Origin of the sequence: Peribacillus sp. S4 (genome assembly GCF_046715815.1) — a bacterium.
Lineage (GTDB): Bacteria > Bacillota > Bacilli > Bacillales > DSM-1321 > Peribacillus > Peribacillus frigoritolerans.
Map to the genome: position 1 here is coordinate 893864 of NZ_CP175708.1, position 18972 is coordinate 912835.

At 39.0% G+C, this 18972-nt stretch carries 14 protein-coding genes and 1 pseudogene; 11 read left to right on the top strand and 4 right to left on the bottom strand.

The annotated features are described in order from the left end of the window. The first annotated feature begins 27 nt into the window (after positions 1 to 27). The 3 genes from ACJ9PY_RS04335 (at position 28) to ACJ9PY_RS04345 (ending at position 3155) form a co-directional block, all read left to right on the top strand. Complete coding sequence (locus ACJ9PY_RS04335; protein WP_053533881.1) at positions 28 to 1455, top strand: MDR family MFS transporter; 1428 nt, start codon at positions 28 to 30, stop codon at positions 1453 to 1455. Between the two features lie 190 nt (positions 1456 to 1645). After that, positions 1646 to 2704 carry an alkene reductase gene (locus ACJ9PY_RS04340; RefSeq protein WP_057275595.1) on the top strand — a complete coding sequence of 353 codons (1059 nt, stop codon included), beginning with the start codon at positions 1646 to 1648 and terminating at the stop codon, positions 2702 to 2704. A gap of 142 nt (positions 2705 to 2846) precedes the next feature. Next, on the top strand, positions 2847 to 3155 hold the full coding sequence (locus tag ACJ9PY_RS04345; RefSeq protein ID WP_411739542.1) for a hypothetical protein: 309 nt from the start codon (positions 2847 to 2849) through the stop codon (positions 3153 to 3155). Positions 3156 to 3559: 404 nt separating this feature from the next. Here ACJ9PY_RS04345 and ACJ9PY_RS04350 read toward each other — a convergent pair whose 3' ends face one another. From ACJ9PY_RS04350 to ACJ9PY_RS04360, 3 genes are all read right to left on the bottom strand, one after another. Then, positions 3560 to 4966 carry a M20 family metallopeptidase gene (locus ACJ9PY_RS04350; protein ID WP_411739543.1) on the bottom strand — a complete coding sequence of 469 codons (1407 nt, stop codon included), beginning with the start codon at positions 4964 to 4966 and terminating at the stop codon, positions 3560 to 3562. 54 nt (positions 4967 to 5020) lie between these two features. After that, positions 5021 to 6280, bottom strand: a complete 1260-nt coding sequence (locus tag ACJ9PY_RS04355; RefSeq protein ID WP_057275598.1) for an amidohydrolase — start codon at positions 6278 to 6280, stop codon at positions 5021 to 5023. Between the two features lie 120 nt (positions 6281 to 6400). Beyond that, positions 6401 to 7945 (bottom strand): AbgT family transporter, encoded by a 1545-nt coding sequence (locus ACJ9PY_RS04360; protein WP_411739544.1) that lies wholly within the window; start codon positions 7943 to 7945, stop codon positions 6401 to 6403. A 475-nt stretch (positions 7946 to 8420) separates the two neighbouring features. Here ACJ9PY_RS04360 and ACJ9PY_RS04365 point away from each other — a divergent pair, with 475 nt between their 5' ends. From ACJ9PY_RS04365 to ACJ9PY_RS04395, 7 genes and pseudogenes are all read left to right on the top strand, one after another. Beyond that, entirely contained in the window at positions 8421 to 9725 is a 1305-nt protein-coding gene (locus ACJ9PY_RS04365; protein ID WP_098185642.1) for a hypothetical protein, read from the top strand. Between the two features lie 192 nt (positions 9726 to 9917). Beyond that, positions 9918 to 10031 (top strand): annotated as a pseudogene (locus tag ACJ9PY_RS04370) (YjcZ family sporulation protein); the annotation flags it as partial. A 378-nt stretch (positions 10032 to 10409) separates the two neighbouring features. Then, complete coding sequence (locus tag ACJ9PY_RS04375) at positions 10410 to 11090, top strand: carbonate dehydratase (protein WP_411739545.1); 681 nt, start codon at positions 10410 to 10412, stop codon at positions 11088 to 11090. A gap of 643 nt (positions 11091 to 11733) precedes the next feature. Further along, positions 11734 to 13032: a hypothetical protein gene (locus ACJ9PY_RS04380; RefSeq protein ID WP_411740235.1), complete on the top strand. Its 1299-nt coding sequence runs from the start codon at positions 11734 to 11736 to the stop codon at positions 13030 to 13032. A 176-nt stretch (positions 13033 to 13208) separates the two neighbouring features. Next, the gene (locus tag ACJ9PY_RS04385; protein ID WP_411739546.1) at positions 13209 to 14396 is read left to right on the top strand and encodes an amidohydrolase; all 1188 of its coding nucleotides are present in this window, start codon (positions 13209 to 13211) and stop codon (positions 14394 to 14396) included. A gap of 12 nt (positions 14397 to 14408) precedes the next feature. After that, positions 14409 to 14609: a DUF3311 domain-containing protein gene (locus ACJ9PY_RS04390; RefSeq protein WP_053533885.1), complete on the top strand. Its 201-nt coding sequence runs from the start codon at positions 14409 to 14411 to the stop codon at positions 14607 to 14609. Continuing rightward, the gene (locus ACJ9PY_RS04395) at positions 14606 to 16105 is read left to right on the top strand and encodes a sodium:solute symporter family protein (protein WP_411739547.1); all 1500 of its coding nucleotides are present in this window, start codon (positions 14606 to 14608) and stop codon (positions 16103 to 16105) included. Before ACJ9PY_RS04390 ends, ACJ9PY_RS04395 begins: the two co-directional genes overlap by 4 nt. 295 nt (positions 16106 to 16400) lie before the next feature. Here ACJ9PY_RS04395 and ACJ9PY_RS04400 read toward each other — a convergent pair whose 3' ends face one another. After that, on the bottom strand, positions 16401 to 16529 hold the full coding sequence (locus ACJ9PY_RS04400) for a hypothetical protein (RefSeq protein WP_411739548.1): 129 nt from the start codon (positions 16527 to 16529) through the stop codon (positions 16401 to 16403). Positions 16530 to 17913: 1384 nt separating this feature from the next. Between ACJ9PY_RS04400 and ACJ9PY_RS04405 the strand changes: the two genes are divergently transcribed. After that, entirely contained in the window at positions 17914 to 18942 is a 1029-nt protein-coding gene (locus ACJ9PY_RS04405; RefSeq protein ID WP_063577264.1) for a hypothetical protein, read from the top strand. The last annotated feature ends 30 nt before the right edge of the window (positions 18943 to 18972 follow it).

Sequence of the window (18972 nt, forward strand, 5' to 3'; positions counted from 1 at the left end):
ACAGTTAGTAATTGGAGGAATTATTTTATGTCAGCAGATGCAACACAGCAACAAAACCCAGTCATTAGGACGACCCCTATATTAATTGCATTTTTAATTGCAGGGTTCATCGGGTTATTCAGCGAGACGGCATTAAACATGGCGCTGGGAGATCTAATTCAAGAATTCAATGTCAGTCCTTCAACCGTGCAATGGCTAACAACGGGTTACCTATTGACATTGGGGATATTGGTTCCCGTTTCGGGACTCTTGATTCAGTGGTTCAATACTCGTCAATTATTCATTGCCTCAATGGTGTTCTCCATCATTGGGACGCTCATTGCAGCAATTGCACCCGGGTTCGGCATCTTGATGCTAGCCCGTGTCATCCAGGCAATCGGAACGGGTCTTTTATTGCCTCTCATGTTCAATACCATTTTATTGATTTTTCCTATTCATAAAAGGGGAGCGACGATGGGATTGATGGGGCTGGTGATCATGTTTGCCCCAGCCATCGGACCGACAGTTTCAGGCTTGATTATTGAAAATCTAAAATGGAACTACATTTTCTGGGTGTCTTTGCCGTTCTTTGTGATCGCTTTACTATTCGGTCTCAAGTATATGCAAAACGTTTCAATAATCACCAAACCTAAAATCGATGTACCATCCATTATTTTATCGACCATTGGTTTTGGGGGAATTGTTTATGGCTTTAGTATTGTCGGAGAGCAAGGATGGAGCAATGCGATCGTTTTATCCTCGATCATTGTTGGACTTATAGCGTTATTCCTGTTTGCTGTGAGGCAATTCAATATGGATAAACCAATGATTGACTTGCGCGTTTTTAAATACCCGATGTTCACGTTAGGGTTAATAACCGTCTTCATCACCTTCATGATCATCATGTCATCCATGATTCTCTTACCGCTATACCTGCAAACCGGGCTTGCATTAGCTGCGTTTTCTGCTGGGCTGGTACTATTGCCGGGTGGAGTGCTTAATGGTATCATGTCTCCGGTTACGGGGCGCATTTTTGATAAGTTCGGTCCAAGAGGGTTAGTGGTTCCAGGCTTCATTATCATGATTGTCATGTTATGGACTTTAACGAACGTAACGACTGAAACGACGATCATAATGGTAATCGTCATGCACTCCCTCCTTATGATTGGTGTTTCGATGGTCATGATGCCGGCCCAGACAAATGGCCTGAATCAACTGCCAAAAAATCTTTATCCAGATGGAACGGCTCTAATGAATACATTGCAACAAGTATCGGGGGCCATCGGTACAACCGTTGCCATTACGATCATGTCAGCATCCCAAAAAAATTATATGGCAAATGCAGAAGATCCGTTCGATCCGTCTGCCATTAGCGGTTCATTGACTGCAGGAGTTCAAGATGCCTTTATTTTCGGCCTTGTCCTTGCAATCATTGGTTTGATCGTATCGTTTTTTATCAGAACAGCACGAGACTAATAAGATAAATTAGCCAGCAGGGAATGGAGCTTCTCTGTCTGGCTTTTTTACTGGTCTTTATTACCATATTTCATCGAAAACGAAAAAATCAGAGTGAATTATTTGAAAACTAACCACTTATCGGATAATCTTACACAATGAAAGTTACTAAAATTCAGCTCAGGTAAAGCGGTTAACAGGAGGAACTCAAATGAAAACAATAAAAACCAAAATGTTTGAACCTGTAACAATAGGTGCATGGAACTTAAAAACAAGAACGGCAATGGCTCCTATGACTCGGTCGTTTGCCGATAACGAAACTGGTGTTGTGAATGACCTGACCGTAGAATATTACCGAAAACGGGCTCAAGATGGAATCGGACTTATCATTACTGAAGGTGTAGTGATTTCACCAAGAGCAAAGGGCAATCCTGGAGTTCCCGGTATATATACTCAAGAGCAAATCGACGGGTGGAAAAAAGTAACGGAAGCAGTACATGCTGAAGGCGGAACGATTATTGCGCAAATCTGGCATGTGGGCCGTGCAAGCCACCATGAAATTGCAGGAGGACTTCCTCCGCAGGCTCCGTCACCTATCGCTGCAGAAGGTAAGGTTTCACGATTCGGCAAACCTTTTGACACTCCTGAAGAAATGACAGAGACGGATATTGCAGAAGTTGTGAACCAATATAAACAAGCTGCAAAGAATGCAATGATTGCTGGTTTTGACGGCGTTGAAATTCATGGTGCACATGGCTACTTAATAGACCAGTTCAATTCTGACACCTCCAATAAAAGGACCGATCGGTACGGTGGTGATTTAAAACAGCGTCTGACATTTATGAAGGAAGTGCTAAAAGCAGTTATTGATGCGGTAGGAGCAGAACGTACCCTTATTCGTTTCTCGGCTTTGAAAATTGACCAGCCGTCTTATATGTGGGAAGACCCTGAAAAAGCGATCCAAACATTTATTGAAGCGTTCAATGAAACAGGAGTCAAAATGATTCACCCATCCACGATGGAATTTACCAAACCGATTGCAAGAGGATTGACCATGCATGAATTGGTACGCAGCCACTGGGATGGAATCATAGTCGGTGTGGGCGGGCTTGATCCTGAAACAGCGGAAGCAGCACTGGAAAAAGGCATCATTGACGTTGCGGCGATTGGCCGTCCGCTTATAGCCAACCCGGATTATCTGGCACGAATTAAGAAAGATGAAAAACTTGTTGATTACGAGGTAAAGAAACATTTAGGGCATCTGATTTAATAGAGATAAAATGTAAGGCTGGCTTGTTCTTTGACAGGACATCGCAGCAACCATACTTCATTTTCTAAAACTGATGCGATTCTTCTTCAAGAAGGGTCGCCTTTTCTTATGAACATAAAAGGGGAGAGTGGATGGTATATCGATGGAACGTATCATGGTTATCGGAGTGTCCGCGGGTGTCGGGAAATCTACTTTTGCAAGAAGGCTTGGAGATCATTTGAATATCGAGGTATATCATTTGGATACATTCTACTGGAGGCCTGGCTGGGTGGAGGCTCCTTTAGAGGATTTTATTTCTGCTCAAAAGGAAGTAGTGAGTCATGACAAGTGGATCATGGAAGGCAACTATAGTCATTCTTTTAACCTGCGTTCGGAGCTAGCCGATACGATTATTTATTTAGAACTTCCTCTCCGTTTGCCTTTACCGTGTGATAAAACGCTGGTTGTCTAATCTAGGTAAAACAAGGACCGATATGGCTAAAGGCTGCCATGAAAAACTAGACTGGGAGTTTATCAAATTTATCATATCCACTTACTTTCCTCGCAAGAAAGAAATGAAAATCAAATTGGCAGATCTTCAAAAGAGTGACCCTGAAAAGGTGATAGTTATGTTAAAAAGTAAGCCCGATATTGAAAGATATTTGTGGAATATGAAGGGATAAGCTTCTTACCATTAACCTTTATGAATCTTAGAGATTTTCGAAACTGGGTCTTTCCTGATCTTAACGGCGAGCTCATAAGCACAAATGGAAAAGGGATCTTCCAATCGAAGATCCCTGAGACTTTAGAAAAATTCGAAGAAATCGAGTTTGGCTGCGAACAATTTACGATTACGGCAACTCAGTAATCTAGTCTTCATCTTTTTACTAAAGGTTTTACATTTTGCGGGATAGGGGAGATATAGCTTTTTCCTTGTAATCGTTCTTTTAGTTCCGTTTTTGCCTTTTCAATTAATTCCGGATTTTGAAGTACTTCTACTGCAGTTGCCGCAATAACCTTGCCGGCATGAAGCATTCCTTTATGGGCAATGGATGTTGATCCCAGTGTAACCCACTGCCAGCTATGCAAAGGTGACCCAAGAACAAAACAAGCCGTTGTGCATTGGGCAGTAGGAACAATCCAGCTAACATCTCCCACATCCGATGAACCTGTTAATGGCGCTTGGAGGCCCTCAATGGGTTCTAACCAATTTGCCAGTGCATCATCTTGATTATCTTTAAATGGATTGATTGTACTGTTCCTTTCTTGTTCGGTTAAGGTGGCGCGGATTTCTTTGGCAAGCTGTTTTTCATCATCATCGTGTTGTGGAATGCCTAATTCTTGAAAATTCTTATACATGACGGAATCTAACACAGTGTTTTGGATAACATTGGAACAGGCTTTGTCAAAAACGATTTCCAATTCAGTTCCTGTCATCAGGGCAGCGCCTTTAGCAATATTACAAACTCTTAAGTAAATATCTTGGACTTGTGAAACTTCTGGAGCTCGTAATAAATAAAGAACTTCAGCATCTTGTTGGACAACATTAGGAGATAATCCACCTGAATTCGTTATTGCATAATGGACTCTTGCTTCCTGGATAATATGCTCTCTTAAATAGTTCACGCCAACATTCATAAGTTCTACGGCATCTAAAGCACTCCGTCCCAAATGTGGTGATGCTGCTGCATGGGAGCTTTTGCCTTTAAACTTATAATACACTTGGAAATTGGAAAGTGAATCCATCGACATGACGCCGTTAACATCCAGTGGATGCCAACAAAATGCAAAATCAACGTCATCGAACAAACCTTCTCTGACCATGAAGGTTTTGCCTGATCCGCCTTCTTCTCCAGGACATCCATAATAACGAACTGTCCCATTTATATGATTCTCTTCCATATAATCCTTCACTGCAACAGCTGCAGCTAAAGATCCCGTACCAAGTAAATTGTGACCGCAGCCATGGCCATTTTCACCTTGTACTAGTGGCTCCTGTTTAGCCGTAGCCGCTTTTTGACTCATACCTGACAATGCATCGAACTCTCCCATGATTGCCACAATAGGTTTACCGGTTCCAAAGCTGCCGATGAATGCCGTTTCTATGTTTCCAACACCATTTTCAACAGAAAATCCTTCGCTTTCTAATGTTTTGCATAGCAATTCAGCAGATTGATATTCTTCGAAACGTGTTTCTGCAAAATTCCATATACAGTCACTGACTTCAATGAATTTTTCTTTTTTTTGTTCAATGATTTCCGATAGTCTATTTACATATGTCATTTTTCACTCTTTCCTTCCTATATATATATATATATATATATATATACTGAAAAACTATTTTAAAAGCCGTCTAGCAATAAGATTCAAAAGTTCTACACTCCTTGGTAATACCTCTTCTTGAATATCAAATTTAGGGTGGTGATGTGGTGCAGGAATATCAGTCCCAATAATCATATATGTCCCTTTCCCGCCATTATCCTGTACTCTTCGAATCATGAAACTTGCATCTTCGCTTCCCGCAGAACCGGATTTCCTGCATGCTTCGATTGTTGAAAAACCATCTACATTCCTGGCTTCTTCCATGGCCAGTTCGACAAGTTCTTGATCACAGCGAATCGTAATTGCTTGTCCTATAATTTCAATTTCATGTTCAAGCTCGTGCATACCTGCACTATGAGCCACGATATTTCGAACACGTTTCTCCATTTCAGCATTTGCTTCTTCGGTTACAGATCGGGTTTCAATGATCATTTTTGCATGCGCTGGAATAATATTAGCGGCTGTTCCTCCATTAAGAACACCTACGTTCACACGGGTCGAGCCTGAACTGAATCTAGGAATGGCATGAATATTTAACAATGCGGTGGCTGCTCCCAATAATGCATTTTTACCTTTTTCAGGAGAAGCACCTGCATGAGAAGATACCCCATGAAAATGTGCAGCCATTTTCGTACTTGCTAAAAATCCGGAAGACCCACCGTGAAATTCTCCTAGAGGGACATCTGTGCCAAGGTGCAGACAATATATATGATCCACATCATCCAAAATTCCTTTTTGTACAATTGAATAGGCACCGCGTACGCCCTCTTCAGCTGGTTGAAAAATAAGCTTTACGGTTCCTGCGAAATTGCCATCCGCTAATTTTTCAGCAAGTCCTAAGCCAATGGCTGTATGGCCATCGTGTGCACAGGCATGCATATTTCCTTCATATTTTGAACGAAAACCGTTTATTTGCGGGAAGTGGTCAGAATCAGTACTTTCCGTAACAGGCAATGCATCCATATCAAAGCGGAAAGCTACGGTTGGGCCAGCCATTTTTCCTTTTAATACACCAATGACGGCAGTATATCCACCCTCCATTTCTTGGAGGATCTTTGGATTGGCACCATCTTGTAATGCTCTATTAAATGTTTCCTCTAATACTTCGATAGGGGGGACTCCACGGCGAGAATCACCATCTAAAGCATCTTTTCCAAATATCACGTTATACTTCAGGGAAGTTAGTGCTTCCACTACCTTTGAAGCAGTACGAAATTCCGTAAAGCCAACTTCCGGGTGTTGATGAAGATCACGTCTTAAAGAAATAATATCCAATTCGTTTCACTCCTAATTTTATTTGATGATAATTCGTATCATACGATTTAGTGTCTATATCAAGCTGCCCAGCCCCTCAAGTCGCTTAAGGGACATACGGGGCGCTTGGGACTTTTCAAATTACGGTAATTTCGGATATACTCCGGGACCAATTGGGAGGCCAAGGAAATACCAAACCACAACCAATAATGTCCAAATGATGAAGATGATAATCGGATAAGGCAAAATAAGAGAATAATAAGTTCCTAGTTTTGCATCTTTTCGATACTCTTGTAAGAAACTTAAGAATAGTGGGACAAATGGAGATACAGGTGCCAATGGCAGTACAGATGAATCTGCTACCCTGAACAACATTTGGGCGAAGGCAGGATGATAGCCTAATACCATGAACATTGGGACAAAAACGGGTGCCAATATAGACCATATTGCCGATCCGCTGGCAATGAACATGGAAAGAAGTCCAGATAAGAACATTAGCCCTATTAGGACAGGTGCACCTTCTATGTTTAGCTGTTCCAACAGATCTGTGATGGATAAAGCCAAAAACTTACCCATATTACTCCAGTTAAAGCAAGCGACAAACTGGGAAAGCGGGAAAACCATAATAATGAATCCGGCCATGCCTTTAATTGGGTCTACCAATAATTCCGGAATGTCATTTTGTTTCTTGATTGCTCCCACCTTAACTCCATAAGTAATGGAAACTGTAAAAAAGAAGAGTAAGATGATTGCGACAATTCCGGACATGAATGGAGAAGGGAGGATGGCTCCGGTTTCTGGATTTCGCAATAGGGCTCCTTCTGGAACGACTAGAATGGCCATAACAGCTATAAAAATCAATGCTGAAATACCTGTAGCCAGGAGTGCTTTGTTTTGTTGCTTCGTTAATTGCTCCAATTTTTTATGTTTACCGCCACCTTCATACTTTCCTAAACGCGGCTCAACAAATTTATCTGTAATCAAGGATATAACTACCGTGAGTACGATAACGGAAGGCGCCATAAAGAACCAGTTATCCGTAACATTAACGGTCAAATTTGCATTCATACCTTTCGCTACTTCCGAACTGATTCCTGAAAGCAAGACATCTGTTGTGACGATTAATAAGTTGGCAGTGAAACCTGAACCAACCCCAGCAATGGCAGCGAGCAAGCCTGCAACAGGGTGCCGTCCCACAGCAAGGAAAATCAAAGCTCCAAGGGGAGGCATGATGACAAGCGCAGCATCAGAAGAAACATGACTGAAGAAGGCAACAAATACAACTAAATAACTTGCGTATTTCCCTGAGACCTTTAACGACATTTTCCGAATCAAAACTTCTAACAAACCGACCTTTTCAGCGAGTCCCACTCCCAGCATTAGGGCTAAAATAGATCCCAATGGTAAAAACCCTGAAAAGTTTTTAATCATATTCGGCAAAATCCATTGGATGCCTTCACGGCTTAAAAGGTTTTGAACTTCCACTTTCTCTCCACTAATGGGGTCCGATGCCGAAACATGGAAAACGGATAAGAGAGCGGTTACAACAAATAAAAAGGCAATCATATAAATAAATAAGATAAAGGGGTGGGGGATTTTGTTTCCTATTCGCTCTACTCTATTGAAAAAACCACCCGTTTTCTGATTTTGAAGATTAGTTGTATCTTTGATTACTTTTTGTTCCATTACATTCTCCTCCTAAACCTTCTTCCATTTGTAGTTTGTGCGTTTTGCACCATTCCATTTATAAACTTTTCTCTTAACCTGCCTTAAACTCAAATTAGCGTCTTTCATCCTTTGTGAACTTTCATTAATCTCTTCCAAATATACTGCTTTTTATTTAACGAATATTTAGCGCTATTTTCGTTAAATGTATTATATAATTAAGAATAATCTATTTCAATAAAATTTTCTGAATAAAGGGAAATTATTTTCTGGTAATTGTTGTGAAGTAAACAATGGAATGCGAAATCATTGAATGATTAAATCCTGCCATTCTTGAACTTATGATAGATAAATAAACCATATTAAGCAGCACCGTTTATTCATGTCAAACGGTGCTTTACCATGCTTGTATATTTGGATATCATTTTTATTCCCTGTTAGGGTTGGTTATTTTGGTATAATAAAACGAATAGTATGATGTAGGGGTGAAATAAACTTGTATAAAATTGGGGTTGTTGGTCCACTTTCATCTTTAAAGAAAATTCGGGATGTTACTAATGAATTTGAACATGAAATTGATTTTATTGATTTTCCATATGAAGATGCACGTGAGGTAACGGATATTATAAAAAAACATCAAAGTACAGTAAATGGTTGGTTTTTCTCTGGACCGGTACCCTATAGAATAGCAAAAGGAATGTTGGATTCAGAGGCTAATTTTACATATTGTCCCCCTGTAGGATCTAGTCTATATCGATGTTTATTACAAATGTCTGCAGATCAAAAACATTTTTTCGATAAGTTGTCCATCGATATGATTCGATTGGAAGACTTTTTTCTTCATGAGTCGCTGCAAGAGCTGGGGATTTCCACTGAACATATTTATGTAAAAACATTTGATGAACAATATGATTATCAAGAAATTGTCCAATTTCATCTTCAGTTGTGGAGGGAAGGGGAGGTACATGGTGTCCTTACCGTTTTACAATCTGTTTATGAGGCCTTGAAGAAGGAAAGTGTTCCTGTCTACAAAATTAATATGACCAAAATGGAAATTCGGCAAGCGGTCAAGATTTTAATTGAAAAGGCAAAAAGTACTTATTTCAAGGATAGCCAGATAGGTGTCGAAATCATTGAAATTGATCAGTTTGATCAATTTGTTGACGAGGTTAATATTCGTTACCATCTGCAGCATTTGGAGCTTAAGATTAAACAAACATTACTTACATTTTGCGAAAAATTAGATGGATCCCTCATCGAAAATGGAAACGGACGCTATCAAATATTTAGTTCACGAAAGGCCATTGAACGGGAAATTGGCAGCTTGCGAAGTACTGTTCAACAACTGGCCCTTGAGATGGATGTTTCTGTCGCAGTCGGCATTGGTTTTGGTGAAACGGCAGCATCGGCAGAAATCAATGCCCGCAAGGCGATCCGTCATTCAAAAAAGAAAGAAAGTTCTGGAATTGTTGTTATCCAGGAAGATGGTGTAATGATCGAATCCGTAGGTCAAGAAGAACAATTGGCATACACCTTCCGTTCCAATGATAAAGAACTGCTGGATAAATTGAATCAGGCTAACATTAGTGTGAAAACGTATAAAAAGATAGAAGCATTGATCGATCGTATGGGCTGGGATGGCTTCACTTCCTCGGATTTAGCTTCCCATTTATCCATGACCGTTCGAAATGCCCAGAGAATCATGAGTGGTTTGAGTGAAAGCGGTTTAGTGGAGTATAAAGGAGAAGAACTTCAATCACCTCGGGGAAGACCTCGTAAAATTTATATGTTAAAGAAGTAACACCTTGATGTTCTTCGTATTCACGTAAATGAAATTCGGTTTCCGGTGAGATTATTGTGCCAATATCCCAATTAGAACATAAAGTAAAGGAACCCATTTAATTAATTCCTCCTTAAAACAAATAAGGAGAAGTTTCTATTATCAAATTGTGGTCATCAATCAAATTGTGATTCTGATAACGGTGTTGGTGGATTTGGTGGAGGTTTCGCTTTTATAGTCGTATTATTTATACTCTTGATCATTGTTGGAGCTACTCGTTATGGTAGCTGTAATGGCGCGGTCCAAGGATATGGCGGTTTCTGTTAAAAGCTCACCCGCTGTAACGAACAGAGTAAATAAGGCTAGTTTAAGGAGGATGATCTTTGTTTAAACAGGGGTCATTCTTTTTAATTCCATTGATATCTGTATTGATTGTGGTATATTTCACGTTTTAGATCCCCGGTGGCGAAGAAACATCGTGATTCTTTTGGTTGATTTACAAACTTGCAGGTGCATAACAGGATCGAAGGGTATTATCCTAAGTTTCTAACACGCGAAATATCTATTTCTATACCAAGGCAAAGACTAAAAAATTCTATCGTCTGTACTGCAGGAAAGGGATGGATATCTGAATGATAGCCCATTCTCCACCCATCTTCCTGCATAAAATAATTAAGCCCGATAGATTGTGAGGGAGGTAATTGCTTGGGTGAAAAAAAAGGATCAAACGCCTCTTCCAATAACCAATCTCACTGTTTTGAACCATTTATAAGCCCCAACCCCATTACTTCATTAAATCCTGTTCAACGCTTTCCTAAAATTGATAAAACAGCATTTGTCAGTCAGTTTTCCAGTGTCATAGGTGATGTTACCATTCGTAACAATGTCTATGTATCGCCTAATGTAAGTATACGTGCGGATGAAGGAACTCCTTTTTATATAGGATCCAATTCAAATATACAGGACGGAGTAATTTTACATGGATTATTCAATAAAAGGATTTTAGTTGGGACAAATGGCTATTCAATATTCATTGGAAATGAAGTGACCATTGCTCATGGTGCGATTGTCCATGGGCCTTGTTATATTGCAGATAAGGTATTTGTTAGTTTTAAATCCATTGTTTATACGGCAATTGTAGGAAGAGGCGCATTTATTTCTTATAATGCAGTAGTAACAAATGGCGTTCGAATACCGCCTGGTAGGTTTGTACCGCCAGGAGCTAATATTGATTCACAAGAAAAAGCGGATGCACTTTCAACAGTACCTAAAGATAGTAAGGAATTTGCACATGAAGTTCAACGGGTCAATCATGAATTCCCCGCATCTTACCACCTGTTATTTGGGAAAAATCGTTGCTCCTGCGGATTTGCCTATGACCAGTAATAAGTATGGCTGGATTGGGTCATTCGTAGAGGATTCCAGAAATGCGAAGCTGTCATTGAGGCAGCTTTTTTATTGTTATGGGCGGACATTATAATCGTACCTAAGAGAGGATGTTCTGAATAAAAGTTGTTAACAAAATAATAAACTTAAAGAGATGATGTGACTGGAAGGCGGCTCTATCCCCTTCTTTGTTTTGCATTCATATTAGGGGTTTATAACAATATTTCTTCAAAACACCTATTTTAAAAAACATAATTAAACTATTAAATAACTTTAGTATCCTACTTTAAGGTACATAGAGTGGTGAATCATTAACTATATTTATCCGTGCAGTGATTATAGATGAATAACGAATACAACGTATTTTTCCTTCATGTTGCATGATAAAATGAGACATAAGAGAAAAAAATTTGGCGTGGGTATGAATACAACTATATATTAAAGCATTGGCTACCACATTTTTCTTTTTGCTGCTGATATGATCAAGAGGTAACAAAAAAAATAAAAACAAGGGCTCATACAAATTGAAACAATAGTTAGACAGCAGAAGAATTAGGATTACATATCATGACTTGGATTAAACCAGGATATTCTACAAATAACAATGAATCTATTACAGATGGTAAAGGAAGTCGATTACTGGATGTATAAAATCGGACTTGTCGGTCTAAAAACTTCTATAGAACAAATTTTAGCCGCGGCAGAAGAATATAAACATGAGTTGGAATTCATCTCTTTGCCCTATGTAAGGACCGAAGAGGTAGAGAATATTGTAAAGGAACATGATTCACATGTACATGCATGGCTTTTTTCTGGTCCACTTCCCTATGAAATTGCGGGAAAAACACTATGTACAGATAAAATAATGGTCCATGTCCCAGCTACGGAATCTGGTTTTTATAAATCCTTTTTAGAGATGATCTATGAACAAGGGAAAATCATTGAGTATCTAAGTATCGATACTATGTCCTCAAATAATATTAGCGAAGAAGCTTTGTCACAGTTGAATATAAAAACCCAAAAGATTTATACGAAAGTGTTTGAGACAGATGTTGATACGGATGAATTGGTACATTTTCACTTGGATTTATGGAATGCGGGAAAGACAGAAGGCGCTTTTTCTTGTTTTCCTTCCGTGTGTGAAGCTTTAAGGGAATTTGGCATTCCAGCCTACCGTATGTCGATGAGTAAGATGGAAGTGAGGCAAACTCTTCGAATTCTTTCTGAAAAAGTAAAGGCATCCTACTTTAAGGATACACAAATCGGAGTCGAAATCATTGAAGTCGAATATTTTAATAAAGTGGCAGAGGAAATGAAAACTCCATATCATTTACAGTACTTGGAGCTTAGGCTAAAAGAAATGTTGATTCAACTTGGTGAAAAAATAAATGGTTCCTTTTCAGAGAAAGGGAATGGAAGATACATGATTTTTAGTTCTCGCGGCGCAATTGAACGAGAAATCATTACGCTCGAAGAAACGATTGAAAAATTGGCTTTTGAAGCAGATACAACCGTTGCAGTTGGAATTGGCTTCGGCGAGACTGCCTATTCAGCGGAAATCAATGCTTTTCGTGCTATTCAACATTCAAAAGAGATGAAAAAGCGAGAAATTGTGATTATTCAAGATGATGGCAAAATAATCGAATCACCAGGCAAAAAGAAAGAACTGCAATATGATACCCGTACCCATAATAAACCCCTTATAGAAAAGTTGAAAAACGGAAATATCAGTGTTAAAACGTATAAGAAGATATCGGCGCTTGTTCAAAGAATGGGCTGGAGTGATTTTACTACAAAGGACTTAGCGACACATCTAGAGATGACAGAGCGCAATGTACGGCGAATTGTTGCGGATATGTGCGAAGTTGATTTGGCACAATGCGTTGGTGAAGAGGCTAATGCCACCCGAGGAAGGCCGAGTAAGATTTATCAATTATTATGAATTACAGGCACCCATAATTTGGGTGCTTTTTTAGTGTGGGATAAACGGTTTTGAATTTTCGAAAAATATTGTAATGAAGACTGTATGAGATTATACTCTATTTAAGGAATTTTTTCCTTAAACTAACCTAAATTAAAAGTTGCTGTTTAAAATCAAACGAAAAGGGGTTGTAGCGTATGTCTCAAACCATAATGATTCATGATTTGATCGAGGCCGTTAAAGATGAAGTGATTGCTTGGAGAAGATATTTACATAAGTATCCGGAGCTGTCCTTTCAGGAGGAAAAAACAGCACAATTTGTTTATGAAAAGCTGCAAACTTTTGGTGAATTGGAAATTTCACGTCCGACAAAAACGAGTATTATGGCTCGTTTGATCGGTCAGCAGCCTGGGAAGGTCATTGCACTTCGGGCAGATATGGATGCGCTTCCAATTGTAGAAGAAAACGATTTTGACTTTGTGTCACAGAATTCAGGAGTCATGCATGCTTGCGGACATGATGGGCATACGGCGATGCTGCTCGGAACAGCAAAAATCTTTACACAGATAAAGGAGCAAATTAAAGGGGAGGTGCGTTTTTTATTTCAACATGCTGAGGAACTGCCGCCAGGTGGAGCTCAAGAAATGGTGAGGGCTGGTGCCCTTGATGGGGTTGATATGATCATTGGCACCCATCTCTTGTCGACTCTTCTTTTAGGGAAAATTGGTTTGGGTTACGGTCCGATAATGGCTGGGGCCGATACTTTTAACATCACCTTGGTGGGTAAAGGGGGGCACGCCTCACAACCTGAACTTACCGTCGATCCCATTGCAATTGGAACACAGGTGGTATCGAATCTCCAGCACATTGTTTCGCGGTATCGTGATGCCCAGGATGCTCTGGTGATTTCAGTGACTCAGTTCCATGGGGGAAGTGCGATTAATGTTATTCCAAGTAAGGTAAGCATTGGTGGATCAGTTCGAAGCTTTAATCCACAGCTGCAGGTAGAAATCCCGAATTTTATCGAACGGATAGTAAAAGGGATTACTGAAGCACATGGAGCTACATATGAATTCGATTATCAGTTTGGTTATGCTCCTACCATTAATGATGAAGAAGTTACCCGATTGATGGACGAAACGGTTTGTGAAGTATTTGGTGAAGAAAGTCGAGAGATTTTAAAGCCGATTATGGGAAGTGAAGACTTCTCTGCTTTTCAAGAAGTAGTTCCAGGAACTTATATTGGAATAGGGGCTCGTAATGAAGAAAAAGGGATTATATATCCTCACCATCATCCTAAATTTACAGTCGATGAACAGGCTTTACAAAATGGGGTGAAGTTATATGTTCATGGGACTTTAAAAATGTTAAATCTAACATACTAGGGGGCTAAGAGAATGAAAAAAATATATTGGCTCGGAATTATCCCGTTTCTTGGTTTTATCGTAGGCGCTTTGTTTACAAATAAAGTGACTCCCTATGTTCTGGGTATGCCATTTTTTCACTTTTGGATTGTACTCTGGTCTGTGCTAACTACAGGTATAATGTGGGTTATTTATCTACTGGATCCTGCTAATCAGAAGGGGGATTCAAGATGAATATTGCCGTTCTTTTCATCCTGTTTTTTTTCGTCATTTCCGTTTTGATCGGTATCCAGGCTAAAAAAGGGAAAGAAATGAATTTGGAACAATGGTCGGTTGGAGGCCGCGGAATGGGAGCCCTTTTGATTTTCCTTTTATCCGCAGGTGAAATGTATACTACCTTTACCTTTTTAGGTGCAAGTGGCTCAGCTTATGGGGAAGGTGGTTCCATCTTTAGTATTGTCACATATGGCTGTCTGGCTACAGTCATCTCCTATTGGACATTTCCGGCAATCTGGAGGTATGCAAAGAAGCATCAATTAGTTTCCCAATCTGATTTTTTTGTAAAAAAATATCAAAGTCCCTATCTTGGTGTACTTGTTGCGGTTATAGGTGTTATAGCTTGTACTTGCTACTTGGTCCTGCAATTGAAGGGATTAGGATATATCGTGTTTGCAACATCATATGGGGCAATCTCTTCTACAGCTGCCATTTGGGTTGGAGCAATAGGTGTTACGATTTTTGTAATGGTTTCCGGTATTCATGGCTCAGCCAGGACAGCTATTTTGAAGGATATTCTCATTCTGGGCATTATCGTATTTCTAGGGGTTTATTTCCCCATGCATTATTATGGCGGGCTTCAGCCTATGTATGAGGCCATTGAACAGGCAAAGCCGAACTTTACCATACTCCCAGATCAAGGAATGAGCGTATCGTGGTATATATCGACCGTTATATTAAGCTCTATTGGATTTTATATGTGGCCGCACGGGTTTTCTCCTATTTATGCTGCCTCTAGCGAGAAAGCCTTAAGAAAAAATGCAATCCTAATGCCATTGTACCAATTGATTTTATTGTTTGCCTTTTTTGTTGGATTCGCCGCTATCTTACAGACACCAGGATTAAAAGGAAGCGACGCCGATCTGATCTTGCTGCAGTTTTCTAAACAGGATTTTGATCCATGGTTTGTGGGCTTAATCGGTGGTACAGGCGTGTTAGCCGCTCTAGTTCCATGTTCCATGCTGTTGATGTCTATATCAACGTTGCTTTCGAAAAATGTATATAGCGTATTCACTCCATCAGCAACGGAAAAACAGATTGCAAAACTGGTAAAATACATGGTTCCGCTTATTTCTCTTTTAGGAATATACTTGACCTTTCAGGGTGGAAATACCCTCTTTAGTCTCGCGTTAATCGCCTATAATTTCATCACACAACTAGCTCCTGCCTTTTTCGCCAGTTTGATGAGAAATAATATTGTAACCAAACATGGAGCATTTGCCGGGATTATAACAGGAGGAGTGCTAGTTTCCATCATGGAACTGGGGAATATAAAAATTGGTCAACTGTTTCCTTATATTCCTCAGGCAATAAAAGACCTGAATGTTGGTATTATCGCCCTATTTGTTAACATTGTTGTTTTAGTGGTGGTCAGTTTGATGACAAAAAACTTTACTTATACTCATCAAGATACTGATGATTTGGAGACATCAACACTAGAGCAGAAGATCTAATGCAAAAAGAATCAAATAGCTAACTCAACATGATTTTTCACATTCACATCCGGTTTAAATATGTAAAACGAATTCCTTCCAATTAAAACTTTCCTGGGGTCAGTTTTGCAGCACTCCATTTTCAGTTTGGAACGCTTTTACTGAATTGGGCTTTTTGGAATCAAAGTTGGTCCAGTGTACACAGGATAATTCAATGATCGCTAGAAGGGGATCTTTTGAGAATTGTTCTTTTTAACAATGAATAGTGCCTGCAATGAAACAAACCGGTCTGAATATGACCGGTTTGTTTCATTAGTTACTCTGATTTAGAGCTCTGATCTTTATTTCTTTTATTTCCTTTGCTGTTGTCCCCACTAACAGGGGTTTGACCGTGTAATTCCGGCGAATTTTGGTTATGGCTGCCTTTATTGAATTTTTTTGTCATGTCTCACATCTCCTTTCTTTTTTCAAATACAGTTTGTCCTTTTTTGGAGAACTTATGTTTCTCACTTGAAAGGAACAACTTTGTAATATTTTTCATTCACGGCTAGTAAGGCAGCTCAGTAGGGAGGATAGGTAGAATAATCATTACCTGTTGAAAAAAGCTCAGCCCTATGGAGTTACAGAGGACTGAGTTAATGTCTTAAAACGCTTGTCGGGCATCCAGTTTATCAATCTGGAACCGTAAGGGGAATTGCCATTTCGCCTTTGAGGGATCTTGCACAGACAAGGCGTACAAATTGGCTGTTATGACGGTTGAAAGTGCTAATAATGAAGATAAAATACTCGTATGGGAATGTTCGTAGGATCTTTTAGCATAGTTCATTCAAGAGGTTTTAATTACATAATTCTTACTTTATTTTTAAAAAGCTTGCAGTAGTAGTTTGTAGCTCTGAAAAAAAGAACAGTATATACAGATAACTGATTTCAAGGATACATGTGGCATTCTTTTTTAAAGCATGCATGAGTGATCTTTCCTTTCTTATTGTAATTTCATCAATTATACTAATGAATTTATACAAAATCTTCCTCTTTGTTAGATTACCTGCCATTGTTTTTCTGGATGTACGATTTTGTTGAAACAGGATTGTTCACCATGGCCAACTGATGCCATGTATATGAAGGAGGCTATTTTACGTGGCTCAATAAACACTTGTTATTTTAGTAAGGGGCATCATTCTTTAACCAAAGTACGGAATATGTACTTAAGTGATTACTTTTATCCACGCAAAATGACAGTCCATAAGTTCCTGTTCCATTTACGGTGATCAAATTAGGTAGGAAGTCGCAACGTTGCTTTTCTGATCTCAGGGTTTTAGGATCATTACTCGATCAGGTCAATAGAGGAATGCTCTTACTCTTCATTACTTACATATATTCAAAAAATGAAGAAAAATTCGATGCCCGGTTGATTTAGATGCCCTGACTTAATGACATATAAGCTCAGGCATTTTCTTGTATTTCTCAAGATTTAACTGTTATCAACGAGGCGGTCCATCACCATAAATCAGGTTATAAAACACCAAAATCCTCCTTTTGATCTCATGTAACACTGGCCATGCCAGGTGTTCAGAAAATGACGAATCATGACATTGCCATATTAAGAATGAAAGCTCTAATGTGAGTGGTAATGAGCAAGAAGTTGTATTTTTTTAACATTCGTTGAATTCTGAAAACTATCGTGTTAAAATTTGGTAGCACCAGCAATCATATTACGTATTTACATATTAATAGGGCCCTATTATTCAGAAGATTGCTAGATTTTTTCACATCTAGACTTTAGTGATTTACTGCGTAAAAATAAAATCAATAGAATTGGAGCTAAGTTAATGGGTGTAGATACTAATGCAAGTACGAAGAATAAATTAAAAGTTGATTATGTGTTTACAGATGCAGAGAATCAACTTCTTACAAATAAATTTTTGGAGTTAAAATGTAATCCTTATGAAGATTACACTTCCTTTCGTTCAGAAATCGAAAACATTGTCGATAACGATGTTGAAATAGAAGATATTGTGGAAAAAATAAAAGCTGCCGGTAATAGGATTTGGAAGGAAGAACCTTACTTATACCTACAAAACTGCCCTATAGATAAAGATGTTCCTATTTTTGACCATGAATCACCAGTTCAATCAAAAAGGGAGCTTAAAAAAACATATGTTGGGGAAGGTTTTCTTCAATTCTATGCTCAAGTCATGGAAATGCCAGCTATTGGATATATAAATGTAAATGATGGCGATGTCTTTCAAGATATCTATCCCATGAAATCTTTATCAGAAACACAATCACAAAAAGCACTGGTGGCTTTAGGATTCCATAAAGATTTAGCAAATCATTTCGTTCGGCCTGATTTTGTGAATATGTTATCAATGAGGGCCTATGAAGGAAATCAAATCTTTACAACATTCGTCAAAAATATTGATTTAATTCAGAAACTTGATCCTTCTGATTTAAATTTGATGCGTCAAGAACTCTTCTATACACCTTTTGATGATTTATCGACATATGGTAATCGTACTGAATTAGGGCGTGCAAAAAATCACGCCATCCTATTGAATGAAGAAGAATTTGATATTGCATATTTTGAAAATCGGACAGTGGGTCTTACGGAAGAAGCCCAGGGAGTTGTAGATAAAATAAAAGTTTTACTACATGAATTAAAGGCTCCGCACCTACTAAAGGCGGGTGAATTCATTTCCTTGTCAAACAATCATTCTATTCATGGTAAGGATGTTGAAGAAATCACGGATGTGGAAAAGCAAAGAACTCGTTGGATAATGAAAACCGTTAATTTGTGGAGTTTAGAAGAACATAAAGAGCATTATGTAGATGGTACAGATTGCATTGTAAACGGATAAATAATAAATCTGTCGGGAGTTAGCTCCCGA

Excerpts from the sequence above, each read along its gene's own strand:
- ACJ9PY_RS04385 (WP_411739546.1), top strand. The coding sequence starts at position 13,209 with ATGTCTCAAACCATAATGATTCATGATTTGATCGAGGCCGTTAAAGAT.
- ACJ9PY_RS04390 (WP_053533885.1), top strand. The coding sequence starts at position 14,409 with ATGAAAAAAATATATTGGCTCGGAATTATCCCGTTTCTTGGTTTTATC.
- ACJ9PY_RS04395 (WP_411739547.1), top strand. The coding sequence starts at position 14,606 with ATGAATATTGCCGTTCTTTTCATCCTGTTTTTTTTCGTCATTTCCGTT.
- ACJ9PY_RS04360 (WP_411739544.1), bottom strand. The coding sequence starts at position 7,945 with ATGGAACAAAAAGTAATCAAAGATACAACTAATCTTCAAAATCAGAAA.
- ACJ9PY_RS04400 (WP_411739548.1), bottom strand. The coding sequence starts at position 16,529 with ATGACAAAAAAATTCAATAAAGGCAGCCATAACCAAAATTCGCCGGAA.
- ACJ9PY_RS04335 (WP_053533881.1), top strand. The coding sequence starts at position 28 with ATGTCAGCAGATGCAACACAGCAACAAAACCCAGTCATTAGGACGACC.
- ACJ9PY_RS04380 (WP_411740235.1), top strand. The coding sequence starts at position 11,734 with ATGTATAAAATCGGACTTGTCGGTCTAAAAACTTCTATAGAACAAATT.
- ACJ9PY_RS04345 (WP_411739542.1), top strand. The coding sequence starts at position 2,847 with ATGGAACGTATCATGGTTATCGGAGTGTCCGCGGGTGTCGGGAAATCT.
- ACJ9PY_RS04405 (WP_063577264.1), top strand. The coding sequence starts at position 17,914 with ATGGGTGTAGATACTAATGCAAGTACGAAGAATAAATTAAAAGTTGAT.
- ACJ9PY_RS04350 (WP_411739543.1), bottom strand. The coding sequence starts at position 4,966 with ATGACATATGTAAATAGACTATCGGAAATCATTGAACAAAAAAAAGAA.
- ACJ9PY_RS04340 (WP_057275595.1), top strand. The coding sequence starts at position 1,646 with ATGAAAACAATAAAAACCAAAATGTTTGAACCTGTAACAATAGGTGCA.